This window comes from Streptomyces sp. NPDC058231, from assembly GCF_042882275.1.
Lineage (GTDB): Bacteria > Actinomycetota > Actinomycetes > Streptomycetales > Streptomycetaceae > Streptomyces.
On the sequence record NZ_JBHVWN010000006.1, the window covers coordinates 31,395 to 53,368 of the forward strand.

General features: G+C 70.9%; 19 protein-coding genes. 11 read left to right on the plus strand and 8 right to left on the minus strand.

Translation table 11 applies throughout. The features are described from left to right. The first annotated feature begins 36 nt into the window (after positions 1 to 36). The 4 genes from ACFVXE_RS06100 (at position 37) to ACFVXE_RS06115 (ending at position 3,684) form a co-directional block, all read left to right on the plus strand. Entirely contained in the window at positions 37 to 1,572 is a 1,536-nt protein-coding gene (locus ACFVXE_RS06100) for a flavin-containing monooxygenase (RefSeq protein WP_389669601.1), read from the plus strand. Further along, positions 1,569 to 2,513, plus strand: a complete 945-nt coding sequence (locus ACFVXE_RS06105) for an alpha/beta fold hydrolase (RefSeq protein ID WP_389669603.1) — start codon at positions 1,569 to 1,571, stop codon at positions 2,511 to 2,513. Before ACFVXE_RS06100 ends, ACFVXE_RS06105 begins: the two co-directional genes overlap by 4 nt. Continuing rightward, positions 2,510 to 3,412, plus strand: coding sequence for an SDR family oxidoreductase (locus tag ACFVXE_RS06110; protein WP_389669605.1), 903 nt, complete (start codon positions 2,510 to 2,512; stop codon positions 3,410 to 3,412). The genes ACFVXE_RS06105 and ACFVXE_RS06110 overlap by 4 nt, the downstream gene beginning before the upstream one ends. 95 nt (positions 3,413 to 3,507) lie before the next feature. Beyond that, a complete protein-coding gene (locus tag ACFVXE_RS06115; protein ID WP_389669607.1) occupies positions 3,508 to 3,684 on the plus strand; it encodes a hypothetical protein in 177 nt (58 codons plus the stop codon). 357 nt (positions 3,685 to 4,041) lie between these two features. Here ACFVXE_RS06115 and ACFVXE_RS06120 read toward each other — a convergent pair whose 3' ends face one another. Continuing rightward, positions 4,042 to 7,320, minus strand: a complete 3,279-nt coding sequence (locus tag ACFVXE_RS06120; RefSeq protein WP_389669608.1) for a S41 family peptidase — start codon at positions 7,318 to 7,320, stop codon at positions 4,042 to 4,044. Between the two features lie 199 nt (positions 7,321 to 7,519). Between ACFVXE_RS06120 and ACFVXE_RS06125 the strand changes: the two genes are divergently transcribed. Together ACFVXE_RS06125 and ACFVXE_RS06130 are read left to right on the plus strand one after the other, a co-directional pair. After that, entirely contained in the window at positions 7,520 to 8,092 is a 573-nt protein-coding gene (locus ACFVXE_RS06125) for a TetR/AcrR family transcriptional regulator (protein ID WP_389669610.1), read from the plus strand. 110 nt (positions 8,093 to 8,202) lie between these two features. Then, a complete protein-coding gene (locus tag ACFVXE_RS06130) occupies positions 8,203 to 10,431 on the plus strand; it encodes an MMPL family transporter (RefSeq protein WP_389669612.1) in 2,229 nt (742 codons plus the stop codon). Between the two features lie 129 nt (positions 10,432 to 10,560). Here the strand turns inward: ACFVXE_RS06130 and ACFVXE_RS06135 are convergent, their stop codons facing one another. Then, positions 10,561 to 10,914: an SsgA family sporulation/cell division regulator gene (locus tag ACFVXE_RS06135; RefSeq protein WP_389669614.1), complete on the minus strand. Its 354-nt coding sequence runs from the start codon at positions 10,912 to 10,914 to the stop codon at positions 10,561 to 10,563. Positions 10,915 to 11,092: 178 nt separating this feature from the next. Here ACFVXE_RS06135 and ACFVXE_RS06140 point away from each other — a divergent pair, with 178 nt between their 5' ends. The 5 genes from ACFVXE_RS06140 (at position 11,093) to ACFVXE_RS06160 (ending at position 15,853) form a co-directional block, all read left to right on the plus strand. Beyond that, on the plus strand, positions 11,093 to 12,148 hold the full coding sequence (locus ACFVXE_RS06140) for an energy-coupling factor ABC transporter permease (protein ID WP_389669616.1): 1,056 nt from the start codon (positions 11,093 to 11,095) through the stop codon (positions 12,146 to 12,148). After that, positions 12,148 to 12,909 carry a cobalt ECF transporter T component CbiQ gene (gene cbiQ, locus ACFVXE_RS06145; RefSeq protein ID WP_389669618.1) on the plus strand — a complete coding sequence of 254 codons (762 nt, stop codon included), beginning with the start codon at positions 12,148 to 12,150 and terminating at the stop codon, positions 12,907 to 12,909. Before ACFVXE_RS06140 ends, cbiQ begins: the two co-directional genes overlap by 1 nt. Continuing rightward, the gene (locus ACFVXE_RS06150; protein WP_389669620.1) at positions 12,897 to 13,673 is read left to right on the plus strand and encodes an energy-coupling factor ABC transporter ATP-binding protein; all 777 of its coding nucleotides are present in this window, start codon (positions 12,897 to 12,899) and stop codon (positions 13,671 to 13,673) included. The genes cbiQ and ACFVXE_RS06150 overlap by 13 nt, the downstream gene beginning before the upstream one ends. Before the next feature lie 225 nt (positions 13,674 to 13,898). Beyond that, entirely contained in the window at positions 13,899 to 15,062 is a 1,164-nt protein-coding gene (locus ACFVXE_RS06155) for a serine hydrolase domain-containing protein (RefSeq protein ID WP_389669904.1), read from the plus strand. Next, positions 15,059 to 15,853: an SDR family NAD(P)-dependent oxidoreductase gene (locus tag ACFVXE_RS06160; protein ID WP_389669622.1), complete on the plus strand. Its 795-nt coding sequence runs from the start codon at positions 15,059 to 15,061 to the stop codon at positions 15,851 to 15,853. Before ACFVXE_RS06155 ends, ACFVXE_RS06160 begins: the two co-directional genes overlap by 4 nt. Before the next feature lie 114 nt (positions 15,854 to 15,967). Here ACFVXE_RS06160 and ACFVXE_RS06165 read toward each other — a convergent pair whose 3' ends face one another. The 6 genes from ACFVXE_RS06165 to ACFVXE_RS06190 form a co-directional block, all read right to left on the minus strand. Next, the gene (locus ACFVXE_RS06165; protein ID WP_389669624.1) at positions 15,968 to 16,819 is read right to left on the minus strand and encodes an EamA family transporter; all 852 of its coding nucleotides are present in this window, start codon (positions 16,817 to 16,819) and stop codon (positions 15,968 to 15,970) included. Further along, complete coding sequence (locus tag ACFVXE_RS06170) at positions 16,816 to 17,325, minus strand: YbaK/EbsC family protein (protein WP_389669625.1); 510 nt, start codon at positions 17,323 to 17,325, stop codon at positions 16,816 to 16,818. Before ACFVXE_RS06170 ends, ACFVXE_RS06165 begins: the two co-directional genes overlap by 4 nt. A 111-nt stretch (positions 17,326 to 17,436) precedes the next feature. Further along, positions 17,437 to 17,859 carry a hypothetical protein gene (locus ACFVXE_RS06175; protein ID WP_389669627.1) on the minus strand — a complete coding sequence of 141 codons (423 nt, stop codon included), beginning with the start codon at positions 17,857 to 17,859 and terminating at the stop codon, positions 17,437 to 17,439. Positions 17,860 to 17,955: 96 nt separating this feature from the next. Further along, positions 17,956 to 18,192 carry a helix-turn-helix domain-containing protein gene (locus ACFVXE_RS06180; protein WP_389669629.1) on the minus strand — a complete coding sequence of 79 codons (237 nt, stop codon included), beginning with the start codon at positions 18,190 to 18,192 and terminating at the stop codon, positions 17,956 to 17,958. Positions 18,193 to 18,381: 189 nt separating this feature from the next. Beyond that, positions 18,382 to 20,016 (minus strand): penicillin-binding transpeptidase domain-containing protein, encoded by a 1,635-nt coding sequence (locus ACFVXE_RS06185; RefSeq protein ID WP_389669630.1) that lies wholly within the window; start codon positions 20,014 to 20,016, stop codon positions 18,382 to 18,384. A 134-nt stretch (positions 20,017 to 20,150) separates the two neighbouring features. Beyond that, a complete protein-coding gene (locus ACFVXE_RS06190) occupies positions 20,151 to 21,935 on the minus strand; it encodes a dolichyl-phosphate-mannose--protein mannosyltransferase (RefSeq protein ID WP_389669631.1) in 1,785 nt (594 codons plus the stop codon). Between the last annotated feature and the right edge of the window lie 39 nt (positions 21,936 to 21,974).

Below are 21,974 nucleotides of genomic sequence, written 5' to 3' on the forward strand. Positions count from 1 at the left end.
GGCAGAGTCGTGTGACGTACCGCGGGAGGCGGCAGCATGGCCCAGCACGAGCATGTACGAGTGGCGGTGATCGGATCCGGATTCGGCGGCCTGGGGGCCGCGGTCCGGCTGCGCCGCGAAGGCATCACCGACTTCGTCGTCCTGGAGCGGGCCGACTCCGTCGGTGGCACCTGGCGCGACAACAGCTATCCGGGCTGCGCCTGCGACGTACCGTCCCACCTCTACTCGTTCTCGTTCGCCCCCAACCCCGACTGGCCGCGCACCTTCTCCGGGCAGGAACACATCCGCGCCTACCTCGAACGCGTCGCCGACACCTTCGGACTGCGCCCGCACATCAGGCTGGGCCATGAAGTGACGATGATGCGGTGGGACAACGACGAGCTGTACTGGGTCATCGAGTCCGCGAACGGGGCCACGATCGTCGCCGATGTCGTCGTCTCCGCGACCGGCCCGCTCTCCGACCCGAAGATGCCGGACATCCCAGGCCTCGCCGAATTCCCCGGCAAGGTCTTCCACTCGGCCCGCTGGGACCACGACTACGACCTGACCGGCAAGCGGGTCGCCATGGTCGGCACCGGTGCCTCGGCCATCCAGATCGTGCCGTCGATCCAGCCGAAGGCCGGCCGGCTGACGCTGTTCCAGCGCACCCCGCCGTGGGTCATGCCACGCATGGACCGCGGCATCAGCGGCGTCGAGCGCTGGCTGCACGGCAAGCTTCCGTTCACCGGCACCGCGCGCCGCGGACTGCTCTGGGGCATACGGGAGTTGCAGGTCAGCGCCTTCACCAAGCATCCGAACGAACTCGGTCTGGTGGAGCGGATAGCCAAGTCCAACATGGCGCGGGCCATCAAGGATCCGGCGCTGCGGGCCAAGCTGACCCCCTCGTACCGCATCGGATGCAAGCGCATCCTGCTCTCCAGCACCTACTACCCGGCTCTCGCCCAGCCCAATGTGGATGTGGTCGCCTCCGGGCTGACGGAGGTGCGCGGCTCGACCGTCGTCGCGGCCGACGGTACGGAGACCGAGGTCGACGCGATCATCTTCGGCACCGGCTTCCATGTGACGGACATGCCGATCGCCGACCGGGTCGTCGGCGCGGAAGGCGTCACGCTCGCCGAGTCCTGGAAGGACGGCATGCAGTCGCTGCGGGGCGCGACCGCGGCCGGCTTCCCCAACTGGATGACGATCATCGGCCCCAACACGGGACTCGGGAACTCCTCCATGATCCTGATGATCGAGTCCCAGCTGAACTACATGGCCGACTACCTGCGCCAGCTGAACGTCCTGGGCGGACGGACCGCGCTCGGTGCGCGGGCCTCGGCGGTCGGGGCATGGAACCGGCGGGTCCAGGAGCGGATGAAGCGGACCGTGTGGAACACCGGTGGCTGCACCAGCTGGTATCTGGACGCGACCGGCCGCAACACCACGGTCTGGCCCGGGACGACGGCCGAGTTCCGCAGGGCGACCCGGACGGTCGACCTCGGGGAGTACGAGGTGATCCGGCCACCGGCACCGGAGGGATCCGGGGCGGCCGCGCCCCGGAGGACCGTGGCCCAGGAGGTCGTGCGATGAGCCGGCCGCTGCGCCCCGCGGACGCCCGGCCGGCGCCCGCGCGCGAACTGACCGCCGTCTCCGCCGACGGGGCCCCCGTCCACGTCGAGGTGCACGGGCCGGACGGCGCCCCCGCGGTGGTGCTGGCACACGGCTGGACCTGCAACACCCACTTCTGGGCCGCGCAGATCCGCGACCTGGCGGCCGACCACCGGGTCATCGCCTACGATCAGCGCGGCCACGGCCGCACGCCCGCCGTGCGCCCCGAGGGGTACAGCACGGACGCGCTCGCCGACGACCTCGAAGCGGTGCTCGCCGCCACGCTCGCCCCGGGCGAACAGGCCGTCCTCGCGGGGCATTCCATGGGAGGCATGACGCTGATGGCCGCCTCGCGGCGGGCCGGTCTGCGTGAGCACGCGGCAGCCGTACTGCTGTGCAGCACCGGCAGTTCGCGCCTGATCTCCGAGTCCCTGGTGGTACCGATGCGGGCGGGCGCCGCCCGGACCCGGGCGACCCGGGCGATCCTCGGGGCGCGGGCACCACTCGGTCCCGTCACACCCGTCTCGAAGCGGATCCTCAAGTACGCGACGATGGGCGCCGGTTCGGCCCCGGACCGGGTCGACGCATGCGCCCGGATCGTGCACGCCTGTCCACGGGGGCCACGGGTCGCCTGGGGGCATGTGCTCGCCGAGCTCGATCTCGACACGGCCGTGGGGGAGTTGAGGGTGCCCACCGCGGTGATCGCCGGCACCGACGACCGGTTGACTCCGCCGGTCCACGCGCGCGCACTCGCGGCGGCGCTGCCCGACTGCCTCGGCCTCACCGAGCTGGCGGGCATGGGTCACATGACACCGGTCGAGGCGCCGGAGGCGATCACGGCGGCGATCCGGGACCTGGCCGCCAGGTATGTCGTCCCGGTCACCGGCAAGGTCGATGGCACTGTTGAGGAGGAGGTCGTATGAGTGACAGGCGCAGTCTCGAAGGACAGGTCGTGGTCGTCACCGGCGCGGCGCGCGGTGTGGGCGAGCTGCTGGCCCGCAAACTCTCGGCGCGGGGCGCGAAGCTGGCGCTGGTCGGTCTGGAGCCGGACGAACTGAAGCAGGTCTCCGAGCGGCTGCACGCGGAGAGCGACCACTGGTACGCGGACGTCACCGACCACGTGGCGATGGCGCAGGTCGCGCAGGAGGTGAAGGAGCGGTTCGGCAAGGTCGATGTGGTCGTCGCCAACGCGGGGGTCGCCTCGGGCGGGCCGTTCGTCGACTCCGACCCGGAGGCGTGGCGACGGGTCATCGAGGTCAATCTGATCGGCGGCGCCGTGACGGGCCGTGCGTTCCTGCCCGTACTGATGGAGAGCCGCGGCTACTTCCTGCAGATCGCGTCGCTCGCCGCGATCACTCCGGCGCCGATGATGACCGCGTACTGCGCGTCGAAGTCGGGTGTGGAGGCGTTCGCGCACAGTCTGCGGGCGGAGGTCGGCTACCGGGGTGTGAAGGTCGGGGTCGGCTACCTGTCCTGGACCGACACCGACATGGTGCGCGGCGCCGACGAGGACGACGTCATGCGTGAGCTGCGGCAGCGACTGCCCTGGCCGGCGAACCGTACGTACCCGCTGGGCCCGGCGGTCGACCGGATCGTGGCCGGGATCGAACGGCGTTCCGCGCATGTGTACGCGCAGTGGTGGCTGCGCGGCATGCAGTCGGTGCGCGGATACCTTCCGGCGCTCATCGGTGTGGTCGGGCAACGGGAGATGAAACGGTTCGGGACGCGACTGGAGGGTGTGAGCAAGGGACTCGTGGGCGCCGGAGGCGCCGCGGACAAGAGCGCGCGGCGTGCACGGGGTGCGGATACGCAGCGTAAGTGATCGAAATGCGTGTGATGTCTGTCCGTGTAACTCTGGTCAAGGCCCTTCCGGGCCACCCCCATCGCATCCCCAGCACCCCACTAGGAGTGAACAGCATGGGTATTGCAGACCAGTTCAAGGACAAGGCCCAGGAGCTCGCCGACCAGGCCAAGAAGAACCCCGGCGAGAAGAAGGGCGAGACGCGCCGGCGTTCGTCCGAGCCGTCGGAGCACGCTCGGCACCGGGTCCAGGGTACGGAGCAGGGTGCGCGCGAGCGCTACGACGAGGACTGATCTGACTCCTCGGTTTTCTGCGCGGAGGCGTGGTTGAGCATTCGTGCGGTGTGAAGGGCGCGTTCGGGAGACCGGACGCGCCCTTTCGTGTGTGAGGTCGGGTCGGTGGGCCGGGTTCCACTCACCTGCCCCCGCTCGCCTCGGGGGAGTTGAGGCCGGGAACGGTCTCCAGCTCTACCGGGCACGGAAGTTGAGAGGTGGGCGGGGGAGGTGCAGTGCCGCCGCCGATGCGAAGGTTCGGATCGGCCGCCGTTCCGGCGAGTGGGCCGGATCGTCTTCGGGGCGGGATCCGGCGGCGTCCTGACCGCGGACGGGCCGGAGTGGGGGCGCCCCGGCCCGCAGGGCGCCCCCGTCCGCCTACCTCGGCGGCAGCGGCGGCCGTGCCCGGTTCGGGGCGTCCTCGTACGTCGGCGGGGTCGCCGCCGGGTGGGACTTCAGAAGATCCAGGGCCACCTGCACCGCGTCGTCCAGCACCGCGTGCCGCCCCTCCGCCCAGTCGAGCGGAGTGCGCAGCGCCTCCAGATCCGGCTCCACGCCGTGGTTCTCGACCGACCACCCGTACGCGTCGAACCATGCCGCGTTCATCGGAACCGTGATCACCGTGCCGTCGCCCAGCCGGTGACGCCCGGTCATGCCGACCACGCCGCCCCATGTCCGCTGGCCCACCACGGGGCCCAGATCCAGCAGCCGGAACGCGGCGGTGATCATGTCGCCGTCGGAGGAGGTCGCCTCGTCGGCGAGGGCCACCACCGGGCCGCGGGGTGCGTTGGAGGCGTACGAGACCGGCTGTGCGTCGCGGGTCAGGTCCCAGCCGAGGATCGTGCGGGTCAGCTTCTCGACCACCAGCTCGCTGATGTGCCCGCCCGCGTTGCCGCGTACGTCGACGATCAGGGCCGGGCGGGAGACCTCCATCCGCAGGTCCCGGTTGAACTGGGCCCAGCCCGAGCCGCCCATGTCGGGGATGTGCAGATAGCCGCACTTGCCGCCGCTCAGGTCCCGTACGACTTCGCGGCGTTTGGCCACCCAGTCCTGGTAGCGCAGCGGCCGCTCGTCGACCAGCGGAACGATCGCGACCCGGCGCGCGCGGCCCTCCCCCTCGGGAGGGCTGAAGGTGAGCTCGACGGTGGTGCCGCCCGCCTGGGAGAGGAGCGGGTAGGGGCCGGCGGCGGGGTCCACCGGGCGTCCGTCGACATGGGTGAGGATCGCCCCCTCCCGGATGCCGGTGCCGGCCAGCGGCGAACGCGCCTTGGAGTCCGAGGAGTCGCCGGGCAGGATCCGCTGGACCATCCAGGCCCCGTCCCGGCACACCAGGTTCGCCCCGAGCAGTCCGATCGCCCGCTGGTAGTGCGGCGGGCCCTCGTTGCGGCGGGCGGGTGCCACGTACGCGTGCGAGGTGCCCAGTTCGCCGAGCACCTCGCGCAGCAGGTCCGCGAACTCGTCCGGGGTGGCGACCCGTTCGATCAGCGGCCGGTACTGGTCCAGCACTCCGTCCCAGTCGATGCCGCACATGTCCGGCTCCCAGAAGTAGGAGCGGATGATGCGCCCCGCCTCCCCGTACGCCTGCCGCCACTCCGCCCCCGGGTCGACGTCGTGCAGGATCCGCCGAAGGTCGAGGTAGACGGTCGAGTCGCTGTCGCCTGCCTCGGTGGCCGGTACGGCACGCAGCTCCCCCTCGTCCATGACGACCAGCCGCGTCCCGTCGCCGCTGACGGCGAACCAGTCGAGGTCGCCGACGAGTTCGGTCTTGCGGGCCTTGGTGATGTTGAAGTGTTCGAGGGTGGGCCGGCCGGAGGTGTCGGCCGGGTTGACGAATGTCTCGCCGAGCGCGCCCGAGATCGGCCAGCGCAGCCAGACGAGGCCGCCGCCGCTGACCGGACGCAGCCCCGAGTACTTCGACGCGGAGACGGGGAACGGCGTCACCCGGTTCTCCAGCCCCTCGAACTCGACCGTGACCGTGGAGCCTTCGCCCGTGGTCTCCTCCGAGGTGTCGACCGGGTCGAGCCCGCCCGCCGCCGGGCGGCCGTCCGGCGAGAGCGCGAAGGGCGACGGGGTGGCGGAGGAGAGCGGTACCAGGTAGGGGCGGCAGCCGAGCGGGAAGGAGAGGTCGCCGGTGTGGACGTCGTACACCGGGTCGAAGCCGCGCCAGGAGAGGAAGGCGAGATACCGGCCGTCGCCGGTGAACACCGGGTTCTCGTCCTCGAAGCGGCCGTTGGTGACATCGACGATCGTCGGCGAGCCGGGCCCCATGATCCGGGCCAGTTTGATCTGCCGAAGCGAACGGCCGATCCCGGGGTGCGACCAGGTCAGCCAGACGCCGTCCGGGGAGAACGCGAGATCGCGGACGGGACCGTTGATGGAGCGGATCAGCTCGGTGGGTTCGCCGGTGGCCTCCTCGGCCGTCTCCAGGAGCAGCAGCCGGCCGTCGTTCGTGGCGATCGCCAGCCGCTCGCCGTCCGGGTCCGAGATCAGCTCCTGGACGCGGCCCACCTGGCCCGGGGCCAGTCTGCGCGGCGGCCGGTCGCCGCTGGCGCGCGGCAGGTACGCGATCTCGATCGCGTCGTCGCCGTCCGCGTCCGTCACGTACGCGACCTGCCCGACGCTGCCGAGCATCTCGGGCAGCCGGACCCGGACCCCCGGGGTGTCGGCGATCGTGCGGGCGGGGCCGTCGCGGTGGGTGAGCCAGTACAGGCTGCCGCGTACCGAGACGGCGCTCGCCCGCCCCGTCTCGTCCACGGACAGGGAGTCGACATTGCTGGCGGCGGGCACCTGGTACGTGCGCCGCCCGGCGCGCGGCCCGCCGAGCCGCACCTCCAGTTTCCGCGGCACCGAGTCCGGCGAGAGGTCGTCGACCAGCCACAGTTCTCCCGCGCACTGGTAGACCACCCGGTTCCCGTCGCTGGATGCGTGCCGGGCGTAGAACGCGTCGTGGTCGGTGTGGCGCCGCAGATCGCTGCCGTCGGGCAGACAGGAGTACAGGTTGCCGACGCCCTCGTGGTCGGAGAGGAACGCGATCCGGCCGCCGACGAACATCGGCGAGTCCAGATGGCCTCCGATATCGGCCAGCAGCTGCTCGCCGTGCAGCCACAGCCGGCCCATCGCCCCGCCCCGGTACCGCTTCCAGGCGGCCGGCTCGTGCGGCGGCGTGCCGGTGAGCAGCAGGGTGCGGCGGTCGCCCTCGATGTCCGCCACCGCGATGTGCGAGACCGGACCCCAGGGGAGCTTGCCGCCGGGGGAGCCGTCCGTGGGGACGCTGTAGGCCCAGGAGAAGTACGAGAACGGCTGGGCGTGCGAGGACACCGCGAGGATGTGCGACGACTCCCCGGGATCGGGGCTCCAGCCGCAGACCCGCGCGTCGGTCGACCCCCAGTAGGTGAGCCGGCGGGCCGGCCCGCCCTCGACCGGGGCGAGATGGATCTCGGGGTCCAGACTGCGCCAGGTCGTGAACGCGATGCGGGTCCCGTCGGGTGAGAAGCGCGGGTGGCTGACCCGGGTCCGGTCGACGGTCACCCGCCACGCCCGGCCGGGCTGCTGCCCCTCGGGGACGAGGGGGGCGACCCAGAGGTCGTCCTCGGCCGCGAAGCAGAGCAGGTCGTCGTGGAGGTGCGGGAAACGGAGATACGCGACGTCGTCACTCACCCCCCAATGCTTTCCGTGGGAGACGGTGGCGGCAACTCGTGGTGCGGAGGAACTTGTGGTGCAACACACAAGCGAAACGAATCAGTTTCGCTGGACCGGCGGGGTACCGTCGATGTGTACGAAACAGTTTCGTTCGGCTGGTTGACCTGTACGGCCCGCCCACGACTGTCGTGCGAGCGAATGAACAGGAGGTCGAACCATGGCGCGCACCCGGCTGACACCCGAGCGCGAGAGCGAGCTGTACGCCGCGGTCCTCGACCTGCTGCGCGAGGTCGGCTACGACGCCCTGACCATGGATGCCGTCGCCTCCCGCACCCATTCCAGCAAGGCCACCCTCTACCGCCAGTGGGGGAGCAAGCCGGAGCTGGTCGTCAAGGCGCTGCGCCACAGCAAGCCGGTCGCCTTCGACGAGATCGACACCGGTTCGCTGCGCGGAGACTTCCACGCCGCGCTGGGCCGGACCGATGACTGCCAGATGGAGAAGGACTCCGCGCTGATGCGGGGCCTGAGCCATGCCGTCCACGAAAATCCCGATCTCCACCAGGCGCTGCGCGAACTGCTCATCGAGCCCGAGATCACCAGTCTCGACAGATTGCTGCGCCGGGCCGTGGACCGGGGTGAACTGCGCGCGGACAATCCGGCGCTGAACTACGTCCCGCACATGCTGGTCGGCGGTCTCGTCGCCCGGCAGTTCATCGAGAACCGACCGGCCGACCAGGCCTTCGTTATCGATTACGTCGACTCCGTGGTCCTCCCCGCCCTCGGACTCTGACCTCCCCGCACGGCCCTCTCCCCAAGCCCCACCTGACACGCCGCTCTCGTCGTCGGGCTGGTTCAGCACGCCCGTTTCCACTCACACGACCTGACCGGGAGTACGCCCCCGTGGCCACATTCCTCTACAAACTCGGACGGTTCGCCTTCCGGCGCCGCCGCTATGTCGCCCTCGTCTGGGTGGCACTGCTGGCGCTCGCCGGATTCGGCGCGGCCTCCGCGTCCACCGCGACATCCAGCTCCTTCTCCATTCCGGGTACGGAGGCGCAGAAGGCCTTCGACCTGCTGGAACAGCGCTTCCCCGCCGCGAGCGCCGACGGCGCGACCGCACGGGTCGTCTTCAAGGCGCCCGACGGCGAGAAGATGACGGACCGGGCCAACAAGACCGAGGTGCACAAGGTCGCGGACGAGCTGAAGTCCGGCTCGGACCAGATCGCCTCGGTGACCGACCCGTACACGGCCAACGCCGTCAGCAAGGACGGTTCCACCGCGTACGTCTCCGTCTCGTACAAGGTCAGCTCGATGGAGCTGACCGATGCGACCCGGGACGCCCTGGAGGACGCGGGTCACGCGGCGCAGAAGAGCGGGATGACCGTGGAGATCGGCGGTGACGCGCTCCAGGTGATGCCGGAGACCGGTGCCACCGAGATCATCGGGGTGGCGATGGCCGCGGTGGTGCTGGTCATCACCTTCGGTTCGCTGATCGCGGCGGGTCTGCCGCTGCTCACGGCCCTCATCGGCGTCGGCATCGGGGTCTCGACGATCACGGCGCTGGCGAACGTGCTCGACCTGGGCTCCACCACGTCCACCCTCGCGATGATGATCGGCCTCGCGGTCGGTATCGACTACGCGCTCTTCATCGTCTCCCGCTACCGCGCCGAGCTGGCCGAGGGCCGCGAGCGCGAGGAGGCGGCGGGCCGGGCGGTCGGCACGGCCGGCTCCGCGGTCGTCTTCGCCGGTCTCACCGTCGTCATCGCCCTGGTCGGCCTCGCCGTCGTCAACATCCCGATGCTGTCGAAGATGGGCTTCGCCGCGGCCGGCACGGTCGCGATCGCCGTTCTGATCGCCCTCACCCTGGTCCCGGCCATGATGGGCTTCGCGGGCAAGCGCGTCATGGGACGCAAGGCGCGCAAGGCGGCCGAGGCGGGGAACACGGTCGAGCAGAAGGCGAACATGGGCACCCGGTGGGCGCGGTTCGTGCTGCGTAAGCCGGTCTGGGTGCTGCTGGTCGGGGTCATCGGTCTCGGTACGGTCGCCGTGCCGGCCGCGTCGCTGGAGATGGGCCTGCCCGACGACGGGTCCCAGCCCACCAGCACCACCCAGCGCCGCGCCTACGACCTGCTCTCGGACGGCTTCGGCCCCGGCTTCAACGGGCCGCTGATGGTCGTCGTGGACACCGCGAACAGCTCGGACGGCAAGACCGCGGTCAAGCAGGTCACCGACGAGATCTCCGCCATCCGGCACGTCGTCGCCGTCAGCCCGGCCCAGTTCAACAAGGCCGGCGACACCGCGATGATCACCGTCGTCCCGAAGGACCGGCCGAGTTCCGCCGAGACGCAGAACGTGGTCCACGCGATCCGCGACGCCGGTAAGGACATCAGGTCCGAGACCGGCGCCGAGGTCCTGGTCACCGGCGCCACGGCGATGAACATCGACTTCTCGCAGAAGATGAACGACGCTCTGCTGCCGTACCTGGCGCTCGTCGTCGGCCTGGCGTTCCTGCTGCTGATGCTGGTCTTCCGGTCGGTGCTGGTGCCGCTGAAGGCGGCCCTCGGCTTCCTGCTCTCGGTCGTCGCGGCCCTGGGCGCGGTCGTCGCGGTCTTCCAGTGGGGCTGGCTCGGCTCGCTCTTCGGCGTCGAACAGACCGGCCCGATCATGTCCATGATGCCGATCTTCATGGTCGGCGTGGTCTTCGGCCTCGCCATGGACTACGAGGTCTTCCTGGTCACCCGGATGCGCGAGGCGTACGTCCACGGGGAGAAGCCCCCGCAGGCGATCGTCACCGGCTTCCGGCACGGCGCCCGCGTCGTCACCGCGGCAGCCGTGATCATGATCGCGGTCTTCTCCGGGTTCATCGGATCCAGCGAGTCGATGATCAAGATGATCGGCTTCTCGCTCGCCATCGCCGTCTTCTTCGACGCGTTCGTCGTCCGGATGGCGATCGTGCCCGCGGTCCTCGCTCTGCTCGGCAAGCGCGCCTGGTGGCTGCCGGGCTGGCTGGACCGGCTGCTGCCCAATGTCGACGTGGAGGGCGAGGGGCTGCGCAAGCAGCTCGGCGACACGTCCGCCGGCGACGGGCCCGGCGATGCCCGCGGCGAGCGCGAACTGACGCGCGTCTGACCGTCACGAGCCCCGGGGCCCGCGTCTGAGCGGAGCGCGGCCCCGGAATGCGCCGGTTACCTGTGGGGACGGGGCCGGGGCGACGACGAGCCCCCGTGCGAGCGGCACGGGGGCTCGTCCATGTCCTGGTCAGGCCGGTGCGGTGGCGGACGTCCTGCTCTCGGTGTGCGTGCGCTCCAGGAAGCGGATCAACGGTGCGGTGTCGAACTGGACCACCTCGACACCGTCCGCCGAGTGCCGTTCCACGATCAGCTGTGCGCGCCCGCACGGCCAGACCCGGATGGCGCCCCGCTCGGTGGGGGTCTGCATGCCGCCCTCCAGCAGGTCGAGGCCGAACGCCCAGTCGGTGCCGCCGGGGAAGGCGACATGGACGGTGCGCGGGTCGGCGGCGCCGTCGTACAGCAGGTCGACGGGGACCGAGAAGGTGTCGGTCGCTTCGGTGACGAGCCGGGCTTCGGCCTCTTCTTGAATCACGGGGGACATGGGCCGACTCCTCCTTTTGGTCATTCTTGTCATCTAATGTCCCATATTTCTGCGGATCGGCGCGCCGGGAGCGCTCGGCAGTTGTCACTCATGCGCTCTTGCGAGCCCTTCGCAATAAGGCCCTATCATTGAGAGGTTCTCGACCCCGCGCAGCGATGCAGGAAGCGGAGCCTCACCCATGCATGTACCCGACGGATTCATCAACGCACCCGTCTCCGCCGTCGCCGGTGTCGCCGCCGCGAGTGCCGTGGCGGTCAGTCTGCGAGGCGCCCGCCGCGAGCTCGACGAACGCACCGCGCCGCTCGCCGGCCTGGTCGCCGCCTTCATCTTCGCCGTGCAGATGCTGAACTTCCCGGTCGCCGCCGGCACCAGTGGCCACCTCCTGGGCGGGGCGCTGGCCGCGATCCTGGTCGGCCCGTACACCGGAGTGCTCTGCATATCCGTCGTCCTGCTCATGCAGGGCATCCTCTTCGCAGACGGCGGGCTCACCGCGCTCGGCGTCAACGTCCTCGACATGGGCATCACGACCACGGTCGTCGCGTACGCGCTCTTCCGTGGCCTGACCGCCGTGCTGCCACGGACCCGCCGCTCCGTGACCGCCGCGTCGTTCGTCGCCGCACTGGTCTCCGTGCCGGCCGCGGCCTGCGTCTTCACGCTGATCTACTGGATCGGCGGCACCACCGCCATCCCGATCGGCAAGGTCTTCACCGCGATGGTCGGCGTCCACGTCCTGATCGGCATCGGCGAGGCCGTCATCACCGCGCTGACCGTCGCCGCGGTCGTCGCCGTCCGTCCCGACCTGGTCCACGGAGCCCGCGGGCTCACCACCCCGCTCAAGCTCCGGGTCGGCGGCGAGCTCGTCGACGCCCCCGCCCCGCAGTCCGCCGCGCCGGTCGCCGCCCGCTCCACCCGCGGAGTCTGGGCCGCCGGCCTGATCACCGCCCTCGTCCTGGCCGGCTTCGTCTCCTTCTACGCCTCCGCCGACCCGGACGGCCTGGAGAAGGTCGCCGCCGACAAGGGCATCGACCGCAAGACCGAGGACCACGCGGCCAAGGACTCGCCGCTTGCCGACTACAGCGTCAAGGACGTCTCCGACGCGCGCCTGTCCGGCGGTCTCGCCGGGGTGATCGGGGTCGGTGCCACGATCGTGGTCGGCAGCGGGGTCTTCTGGACCGTCCGCCGCCGCCGTACCCCGGACGCGCCCGCCGGCCGCCGCGTCGAGGAGACCGTCTGATGGGCGCCGGGCACGCGCACAAGCTCTACCGCCACGGGCACTCACCGGTCCATGACCTGCCCCCGCACTGCAAGCTCGCCGCCGTCATCTGCTTCGTCGTGGTCGTCGTCTCGACGCCGCGCGAAGCCGTCTGGGCCTTCGCCCTCTATGCGGCGCTGATCGGCGTGGTCACCGCGCTCGCCCGGATCCCCGCGGGCTTCCTCCTCAAGCGGCTGCTCATCGAGGTGCCGTTCGTGGCGTTCGCCGTGCTGATGCCGTTCGTGGTGCCGGGCGAGCAGACCGAGCTCCTCGGTATCTCCGTCAGCGTCCCCGGTCTCTGGGGCGCCTGGAACGTGCTGGCCAAGGGCACCCTCGGCGTCGCCGCCTCGGTGCTTCTCGCCTCCACCACCGAACTGCGCTCCCTCCTGCTGGGCCTCCAGCGCCTCAGGCTGCCGTCGCTGCTGGTCCAGATCGCGTCGTTCATGATCCGGTACGGGGACGTGATCACCGGCGAGATGCGGCGGATGTCGATCGCCCGCCGCTCCCGCGGCTTCGAGGCGCGCGGGATACGGCAGTGGGGCGTCCTCGCCAAGACGGCGGGCGCCCTCTTCATCCGCTCCTACGAGCGCGGCGAGCGCGTCCACCTCGCCATGGTCAGCCGCGGCTACACCGGCTCGATGCCGGTCATCGACGAAGTGACGGCTTCCGGCGCGCAGTGGGCCTACGCATCGGCACTCCCCGTGCTCGCCCTCGTGGTCTGTCTGCTGGGATGGACCCTATGAGCCCGTCCAGCACCACCGCACCGTCCCTCGAGGTCAGTGGCCTCGCCTACGCCTACCCCGACGGCCACCAGGCGCTCTTCGGTGTCGACCTGACCGTCGCCCGCGGTGAACGCGTCGCCCTGCTCGGCCCGAACGGCGCGGGCAAGACCACGCTCGTCCTCCACCTCAACGGCATCCTCGACGCGGGCGCGGGCAGCGTCCACGTCGCCGGTCTCCCGGTGCGGAAGAGCAACCTGGCCGAGATCCGCCGCCGCGTCGGCATCGTCTTCCAGGACCCCGACGACCAGCTCTTCATGCCGACCGTCCGCGAGGACGTCGCCTTCGGGCCCGCCGCCTCCGGGCTGCGCGGCGCCGAACTGGACAAGCGCGTCGTCGAAGCCCTCGAACAGGTCGGCATGGCGGAGTTCGCGAACCGGCCCCCGCACCACCTCTCCTTCGGCCAGCGCCGCCGCGTCGCCGTCGCCACCGTCCTCGCGATGCGGCCGGAGATCCTCGTCCTGGACGAGCCGTCCTCCAACCTGGACCCCGCGTCCAGGCGCGAGCTCGCCGACATCCTGCGGTCGCTGGACGTCACCGTGCTGATGGTCACGCACGACCTGCCGTACGCCCTGGAGCTCTGCCCGCGCGCCGTCATCCTCAGCGAGGGCGTCATCGCCGCCGACGACCGCACCCAGGAACTGCTCTGCGACGAGGAGCTGATGCGCGCCCACCGCCTGGAGCTGCCCTTCGGGTTCGACCCGCGCTCGGTGACCGTCGGGGCGTGACGGCGACGGCCGTGCGCGTGCCGGGGCACGCCCTTCGTCACCGCGGCGGCCTCCGCCCCGGGGGCCTTCCGTTCGGATCAGGCCGGAACCGAACGGAAGACCCGCTCCCGTGCCGTCCGGGCGGAGCCGGCGTCCCGGCAGGGCCGTACCGGGGGGTCACCCGCGGTACAGCTCACCTGCGACTCCGTGCACCATGGGGGGATGAGCGGGAGTGCAGGAGCAGGCGTGGACGTACGGGGCACGGTGGCGGCCGGATTCGAACCGGTCAGGGACGCTTTCATCCGTAACTTCGAACAGCGGGGCGAGCGGGGGGCCGCGGTCGCCGTCTACCGGGACGGGCGCAAGGTCGTCGACCTGTGGGCCGGCACGAGAGACGTCGACGGCATCGAGCCGTGGGCGGTCGACACGGTGCAGATCGTCCGCTCGGCGGGCAAGGGCATCGCCGCCGCCGTACCGCTGCTGCTGCACCAGCGCGGTCAGGTCGACCTGGACGCCCCGGTCGGCACCTACTGGCCGGAGTTCAAGGCGGCCGGCAAGGAACGCGTCCTCGTACGCCACCTCCTCGCCCACCGCGCCGGAGTCCCCGCCCTCGACGTGCCGTTGACACCGCAGGAGGCCGCCGACGGGATCTCCGGGCCGCGCGCCGTCGCGGCCCAGCGCCCGCAGTGGGAGCCCGGCACCGCACACGGCTACCACGCGCAGACGTACAGCTGGCTCCTCGGCGAACTGGTGCGCCGGGCCACCGGACGGACCGTGGGCCGCTGGGTCGCCGAGGAGATCGCCCGCCCGCTCGGACTCGACTTCTGGTTCGGGCTCCCGGCGGACGAGGCTCACCGGGCGGGCCGGATCGGACCCGTCGAGCCGCCCGTCCTCGATGGCAACGGCGGATCGCTGCGGATGCGCCCCAAGAGGTCGGTCGTGGACGCCTACCGTGACCCCGAGTCGCTGACCAGGCACGCGTTCGGGGCCATAGACCCGCTCCCCGACGAGAACGACGCCGGCTACCGGGCGGCCGAACTCCCCGCCTCCAACGGCATCGCGACCGCCCGCGCACTGGCCCGCGCCTACGCCGCGATGATCGGACCGGTCGACGGGCACCGGCTGTTCGCCCCGGCCACCCTCACCCTGGCCCGCACCGAGGAGTCCGCCGGACCGGACCGGGTGCTGGTCGTGAACACCCGCTTCGGCCTCGGCTACATGCTGCACGGCCCGGCCGCCCCGCTCCTCGCCCCCGGCTCCTTCGGTCACCCCGGACGCGGCGGCTCGCTCGGCTTCGCCGACCCCGAATCGGGCATCGCACTCGGCTATGTGACGAACGGTCTGCAGAAGGGAGTCACCGCCGATCCCCGGGCCCAGGCCCTGATCAGGGCAGTACGGTCGGCGCCATGACTTCTACCGGTGGTTCCAGGTTCGACGGATACGGCGTTCTCATCACGGGCGCGGGGCAGGGCATCGGCGCCGCCACGGCGCGCCGGCTGGCCGCCGAGGGCGCGCGGGTCCTGGTGACCGATCTGGACGGCGGCCGCGCCGAACGCGCCGCGGCGGCGATACGGAAGTCGGGCGCCACCGCCGAGGCACTGGCCTGCGACGTGGGTGACCGGGCGGCGGTCGAGGCGGCGGTCGCCCGCACGGTCGAGGTGTTCGGCTCGCTCGACGTGCTGGTCAACAACGCCTACTCCTGCACGCCCGACGTACCGCTCTTCGAGGACGAGACCGACGAGACCTGGCAGCGCGATCTGGACGCCACACTCACCGGCCCGTACCGCTGTTCTCGCGCGGCACTCCCGCATCTGGTGGCGTCGGGCAGAGGTGCGATCGTCAACATCGGCTCGGTCAACGGCGAGCAGGACTTCGGCAACCACGCCTACAGTGCCGCCAAGGCGGGCCTGGGCAGCCTGACCCGGACGCTCGCGGGCCACGCCGGACCGCGTGGGGTCCGCGTCAACCTGATCACCCCCGGCACCATCCGTACGGATGCCTGGGAGGGGCGCGAAGCGGAGCTGGACCGGGTGAGCCCGCTCTACCCGCTGGGGAGGGTGGGCGAACCGGACGACATCGCGGCGGCGGTCGCCTTCCTCGCCTCGAGTGACGCGTCCTGGATCACCGGGACGACCCTGCGGGTGGACGGCGGCCTGCTCGCCGTCAACACGGGCTTCCGGGAGGCGGTCGCACAGGGCTGAGGCGCCACCCCGCCGGGCGGCCGCACCGCCCGCACGAACACCGGCAGCCGATCCCCGTCGCCGCGACCGTCCACGGCAGGTGCTGCCCGGCGGTGCCTGCCGTGGACGGCCGGCTCAACTCGTGTGCAGCATCAGGCCGATCCCGACGACCATCAGTCCGGCCGCGGCCATCCTCGGCGCACCGAACCGCTCCTTGAAGAACACCGTCCCGATCGCCGCACCCACAATGATCGACGACTCGCGCAGAGCGGCGATCGGGGCCAGCGGGGCCCTCGTCTGTGCCCACAGGACCAGCCCGTACGCGGTCACCGACATCAGCGCGCCGAGCAGCCCCCGTGCCGCGAACGGCCGCAACTGGGACACCAGTCGTCCGCGACGGCGGTGGAGCGTGTACGCGGGGACGACGAGTCCCTGCAGGATCATCAGCCAGGCGATGTAGCCGAGCGGGGTGCCGGAGGCCCGGACCCCCGCGCCGTCGACGGTCGTGTACCCGGCGATCGCCAGCCCCGTCGCCAGCGCGGCGGTGATCGCCGGCCACTGCGGGCGGCCCCGTGAGCCGCGGATGCCCCACAGGGCGACGCCGACGAGCCCGGCGCAGGCGACCGCGACCCCGGCCGTCGCCCAGCGGTCGGGCCGTTCGCCGACGAAGACCGCCGCGAGGACCGTCACCACCAGCGGTGCGGTGCCGCGCGCGATCGGGTACATCTGGCCGAAGTCGCCGAGGGTGAACGACCGCATCAGCAGCGCCATGTAGGCGACGTGCAGGATCGCCGACACGGCCAGGTACGGCCACGCCGCCGCGGCCGGGAGCGGTACGAGGCAGGCGATGACCGCGCCGATGAGCACCCCGCCCCCGGAGATCAGGGTGAACGAGAGCAGCTGGTCCTTGACGGCGTGTGCGAGGGCGTTCCAGCCGGCGTGCGTGACGGCCGCGATCAGGACCGCGAGGGCGACCAGCGGCGTCACTTCGACTGCTCGCGCACGTCCACCACGGTGCCGCCGGCATGCCTGATGACTGCTTCGGGGTCGAGCGGGAAGACCGTGTGCGGGGTGCCCGCGGCGGCCCACACCACGGCGTGGTCGAGCAGTCCGCGGTCGGCCAGCACCCGGGTCCTCGTGCGGTGCCCGAAGGGCGGCACCCCGCCGATCGCGTACCCGGTGGCCTCCCGGACCAGATCGGCCCCGGCGCGCCTGACCTTCGCCGCGCCCAGCTCACGCCGTACGAGCTCGACGTCGACGCGGGACGCGCCGTCCATCAGGACCAGGACCGGAGTCCCGTCCGCCTCGAAGATCAGCGACTTGACGATCGCGCTGAGCTCGCAGCCGATGGCGGCGGCGGCCTCGGCGGCGGTACGGGTGGCGTCCGGGAAACGGCGGATCTCCACGTCGAGTCCCAGCTCGCGCAGTGCCTCCGCGAAGCGGGGGTGGGCGGCGGAGGAGGAGACGGCGGAGGTGGTTTCGGGTGCGCTCATGCCCTGCACGCTAGTGGCCGGTGCGCAGGGCATGCGACAGGGTTTACGGAGTGCGGGCCGACGTCGGTGGCCGTCCACCGGGAAGCGCCGGACGACCACCGCCCGCGACCGTCAGCCGCAGTGGACGTCGGACCAGCCGGCGGCGACGGAGTTTCCGGCCGGGTCGTCGACCTCTCCGGAAACGCTGATGCAGTCCCCGTCGGTTCCGGTCAGGGAGACCGGACCGGCGTACTGGGAGTAGGTGCCGCTGTCGTTCTTCACCCTGGACCCCTGGAAGAGGTGGACCTCCATGTGGTGGGGCGTTCCCACGTACTTCTTGGTCACGTTGACCGCGCAGTTCGTGCCGCCGTTCGCGGTGGAGTAGTACAGATTGATGGTTCCCCAGGTGCTGCCCGCGGAGTCCTTGATGTTGTACTGGTCGATGAGCGAGCCTCCGCAGCCGTACCCGGCCGCACCGGCCGCGGGTGCCGTCGCCAGGCCCATTCCGGCTATTCCCACGATGAGGGAGGCGACTGCGATGAGCGATCTGCGCATTATAAATCCATTCATTCGTGCCGGGATCGAATCCGCTTTAGGCTAGCGCCGGGCATCCGCTTTCTCGGCCGAATCAAAAGAAGTGGCGTGATTGCGTCAGATGCGAGTTGTCTGCTTCGTCGTGGCTTGAGGCGGATTCTTCAGCAGGCCGACTTCCTGCGCGTGGGCCCCGAGTGCGAACCGGCCGGTGACTTCCCAGCGTTGCACTAAATCGTGCACCCGGCGTTGCACGGTGCGATGCCCTACGCCGAGACGGCGCGCAATGGTTGCGTCGTTGGCACCTTCGTGCAGCATGAACAGGATACTTAGTTCCGTGTCGTCGATATCCGGCACGACAGACATATTCCCCCCCGGCGAACCGTGGCATTCGGCGGCCGACAGCCAGTCTAGGAGCCATGATCGCGTCACAACAGCAGAATATTGTTCGCCAGAGACGACAAAGCGGCCGGGAGTGCCGGCGTAATTACGCCAGCACTCCCGGCCGGAGTCCGCCGTCGGCCACCGCTCGTCCGGTGAGGCCGTTCAGGAGCCCGCGCGCAGTACCGCCGCCACCACCGGGCCGGCGGCGTCGCCGCCGTGGCCGCCCGCGTCGACGACCGCCGCGGCGGCGAGGTCGTTGCTGAAGCCGGTGAACCAGCTGTTGGACGTGGCCTGTCCGTCCACTTCCGCCGAACCGGTCTTCGCACCCTTGTCGCCGCCGACCGAGGCCATCGCCGTCCTGCCGGTGCCCCAGGAGGCCGTGGCCCGCATCATGGCGGTCAGCTGCTGGGTGACGCCGGGCGGCAGCGAGCGGGACGCGGTGGCGAGCTGCCGGCCGTCGAGGGACTGCGGGACGAGTACCGGCTGCCGGAAGGTGCCGTTCCGTGCGGTGGCGGTGATCGACGCCATGTTGAGTGCGTTCATCTGGACGGTGCCCTGGCCGATGTACTGGGCGGCCGCCTCGCCGCCGGTCTCCTCGGGCACGCTCCCGTCGAACGACGTGATGCCGGTGTGCCAGTCGAGGCCGATCCCGAAGACGTCCCGTGCCTCCTTGGCGAGCGCGGCGTCGTCGTGCGTCTCGTCGATGAGCTTGATGAAGGCGGTGTTGCACGACTGGGCGAAGCTGGTGGTGAGCGTGTCGGTGTCCGGGAGCGAGAAGTAGTTCAGGTTGTGGAAGGTGCGGCCCTGCCACAACACCTCCTTCGGGCACTCGACCGGACGGTTGGCGGCGGTGACCCCCTTCTCGATCAGCATCGCCGCGGTCACGATCTTCATCGTCGAACCGGGCGCCTGCTTGCCGAGCATGGCCGTGTTGAATCCGGTCGCGGGGTTGTTGGCGACCGCGCGGATCGCGCCGGTGGAGGGCCGGACGGCGACCACCGCCGCCTGGCTGAACCGCTTGACCGCCTTCTCGGCCGCCGCCTGGGCGTTCGCGTCCAGCGTGGTCTGCAGCGTGCCCGGCTTCCCCTTGGCCAGGGTCAGCAGCGTCCGGTCCGGGGCGTCCGCGTTCCCGGACTCGATCCAGGTCTCTATGCCCGCGGTGCCGCCGGCCTTCTCCCCGTACTTCTCACGCAGCACGTCCAGGACCGGCCCGAGCGACGGGTACTTCTCCTTCGTCAGCACCCGGCCGTTGTGGTCGAGCGCCTCGATGGACGGGGTCGAGGCCTCGCCGGTCTTCAGCGATTCCCCGTCCTCCAGGTCCGGGTGGATCACGGACGGCTTCCAGTCGACGAGCGCCCTGCCGGTGGTCAGGCCGCGCACCACGGTCAGCTCGGACGAGTAGGACCAGGGCTTGGACTTCCCCTCGAACGACACCGTCGCCTTCACGGTGAACGGGACCTTCGAGCCGGTCGCCGGACCGGGAGTGATCACAGCCTTCGTGACGTGGGCCTGCGCGCTGTATCCGCTGATGGCCGGTTCGGCGTCGACCGGGTTGTCGGTGAGCTGTGACGCGTCGGACGCCCGGCCGTCCGCCCAGGCCGTGAGGAACTTCTTGGACGTCTCGCTGATCTCGGCCTTGCTCGGCGGCCCCGTCCGCACCTCGGCGGAGGCGGAGCGGCTGTCCGTACCGCCCCCGCCGCCGATCCCGTCGAGCACGTTGTACGCCCCGTACCCCACGCCGCCGATCACCAGCACGAACACCCCACCGACCACGGCGACCTTCGCCCCACTGCGCATCCGTGCAGTCCCCCTCCCCCAGGAGGCTCTCTTGAACATGTTCAAGAGAGCGCTTGTGGGCACACTACGGGACGGTAGTGACAGCAGGGGCGGTTGTTATCGGAATGCGATCCCCTGTGGCGCGAACAGGCCGCTCAGATCCAGGTATCCAGCCACATGCGGTCACGCCAGGAACCGTCCGGAATGGGGGTTCCCGTATACAGCGGCCAGAAATAGATGAAATTCCAGATGATCAGGAGCACCAGTACCCCCGCGGCGATGGCCCCGAGGGTCCGGCGCCGTTCACCGGACGGATCGACAGCCGCCCGTCCCGGGTCCCGCCCGGTCCCCGTCCCGGAACCGGCGGCCGCGGGGCCGAGCATCGCGCCGAGCATCATCGCCACCGCGAGACACAGGAACGGCACGAACACCACCGCGTAGAAGAGGAAGATCGTCCGCTCCTGGTAGAGGAACCAGGGCAGCCAGCCCGCCGCCACACCGCACGCGATCGCACCCGCCCGCCAGTCGCGGCGGAAGAGCCAGCGCCACAGCACGTACACCAGCGCGAAGCACGCCGCCCACCACAGCAGCGGGGTGCCGAGCGCCAGCACCTCGCGGGCGCACTTGCCCGTCGCCGAGGACGGGCAGCTCTGCTCCTCGTAGAAGTACGAGACGGGGCGGCCCAGCACGATCCAGCTCCACGGGTTCGACTGGTACGTGTGACCCGACGTCAGGTTCACGTGGAACTCGTAGACCTGGTACTCGTAGTGCCACAGGCTGCGCAGCCAGTCCGGGAGCCAGGTCCAGTTGCCGCCCTTCCCGTCGGTCGCCGCCCAGTCGCGGTAGTAGCCGTGGCGTTCGGGGTCGTTCCTGATGATCCAGCCGGTCCATGACGCGATGTACGTCAGGATCGCGACCGGCACCGTCGAGACGAACGCAGGCAGCAGATCCCGCCGGATCACCGCCGTGTACGGACTGACCGCACCGGCCGTCCGGCGCGCGCCGACGTCCCACAACACGGTCATCAGGCCGAACGCGACCAGGATGTAGAGCCCGTTCCACTTGGTGCCGAACGCCAGACCCAGCGAGAGGCCCGCCGCGATCCGCCACGGCCGCCACCCGAGCCGCAGCGTCTCCGCGACCAGCGCGTCCGGGCGCAGCACACCCTCCCCGTCGACCGGCAGCGCCGCGGCGAGCCTGCCCCGCGCCCGGTCCCGGTCGATCAGCAGACAGCCGAACGCCGCCACCACGAAGAACATCAGCACCAGGTCGAGCAGCGCGGTGCGGCTCATCACGAAATGCAGCCCGTCCACGGCGAGCAGGGCCCCCGCCAGACATCCCAGGAACGTCGAACGGAACAGCCGCCGCCCGATCCGGCACAGCATCAGCACCGACAGCGTGCCGAGCAGCGCCACCATGAACCGCCAGCCGAACGGTGTGAACCCGAAGATCTGTTCACCGATGCCGATGATCCACTTGCCGACCGGTGGATGCACCACATAGCCGGGATCCGTCGGTACGTGCACCAGCGAGGGATCGGCCAGGACCGACTTGTCGACGCCCTTCGGCCAGGACCCCTCGTACCCCTGCTTGATCAGCGCCCAGGAGTCCTTGGCGTAGTACGTCTCGTCGAATATCACCGCCTTCGGGCTGCCCAGATGCCAGAACCGCAGCACCCCGGCGACCAGCGTCACCAGCAGCGGACCGCCCCAGGCGGACCACCGGACCAGCCGCTCGGCCGTCGGCGGGGACACCCCGAGCACCGCCCAGAGCTGTGCTCCCGGCTGTGTGTAGGGCGGGATCAGCCGTTCACGCAGCCCGATTCCGGACCGGGGCACATGGCCGAACCGGCGCAGCCGCTGCTGCCAGGACGGCAGCTCTTCGCCGTGCTGTTCCCCGGCGTCTTGACCCTGCTGGGCTTCGGGCGCAGTACTCGTCACCGCGCCATCGTAGGGAACTCATCTGTGCGACCGCTGCCG

Coding starts and splice junctions, on each gene's coding strand:
- ACFVXE_RS06100 (WP_389669601.1), top strand. CDS start 37: ATGGCCCAGCACGAGCATGTACGAGTGGCGGTGATCGGATCCGGATTC.
- ACFVXE_RS06105 (WP_389669603.1), top strand. CDS start 1,569: ATGAGCCGGCCGCTGCGCCCCGCGGACGCCCGGCCGGCGCCCGCGCGC.
- ACFVXE_RS06110 (WP_389669605.1), top strand. CDS start 2,510: ATGAGTGACAGGCGCAGTCTCGAAGGACAGGTCGTGGTCGTCACCGGC.
- ACFVXE_RS06115 (WP_389669607.1), top strand. CDS start 3,508: ATGGGTATTGCAGACCAGTTCAAGGACAAGGCCCAGGAGCTCGCCGAC.
- ACFVXE_RS06125 (WP_389669610.1), top strand. CDS start 7,520: ATGGCGCGCACCCGGCTGACACCCGAGCGCGAGAGCGAGCTGTACGCC.
- ACFVXE_RS06135 (WP_389669614.1), bottom strand. CDS start 10,914: ATGTCCCCCGTGATTCAAGAAGAGGCCGAAGCCCGGCTCGTCACCGAA.
- ACFVXE_RS06140 (WP_389669616.1), top strand. CDS start 11,093: ATGCATGTACCCGACGGATTCATCAACGCACCCGTCTCCGCCGTCGCC.
- cbiQ (WP_389669618.1), top strand. CDS start 12,148: ATGGGCGCCGGGCACGCGCACAAGCTCTACCGCCACGGGCACTCACCG.
- ACFVXE_RS06150 (WP_389669620.1), top strand. CDS start 12,897: ATGGACCCTATGAGCCCGTCCAGCACCACCGCACCGTCCCTCGAGGTC.
- ACFVXE_RS06160 (WP_389669622.1), top strand. CDS start 15,059: ATGACTTCTACCGGTGGTTCCAGGTTCGACGGATACGGCGTTCTCATC.
- ACFVXE_RS06170 (WP_389669625.1), bottom strand. CDS start 17,325: ATGAGCGCACCCGAAACCACCTCCGCCGTCTCCTCCTCCGCCGCCCAC.
- ACFVXE_RS06175 (WP_389669627.1), bottom strand. CDS start 17,859: ATGCGCAGATCGCTCATCGCAGTCGCCTCCCTCATCGTGGGAATAGCC.
- ACFVXE_RS06185 (WP_389669630.1), bottom strand. CDS start 20,016: ATGCGCAGTGGGGCGAAGGTCGCCGTGGTCGGTGGGGTGTTCGTGCTG.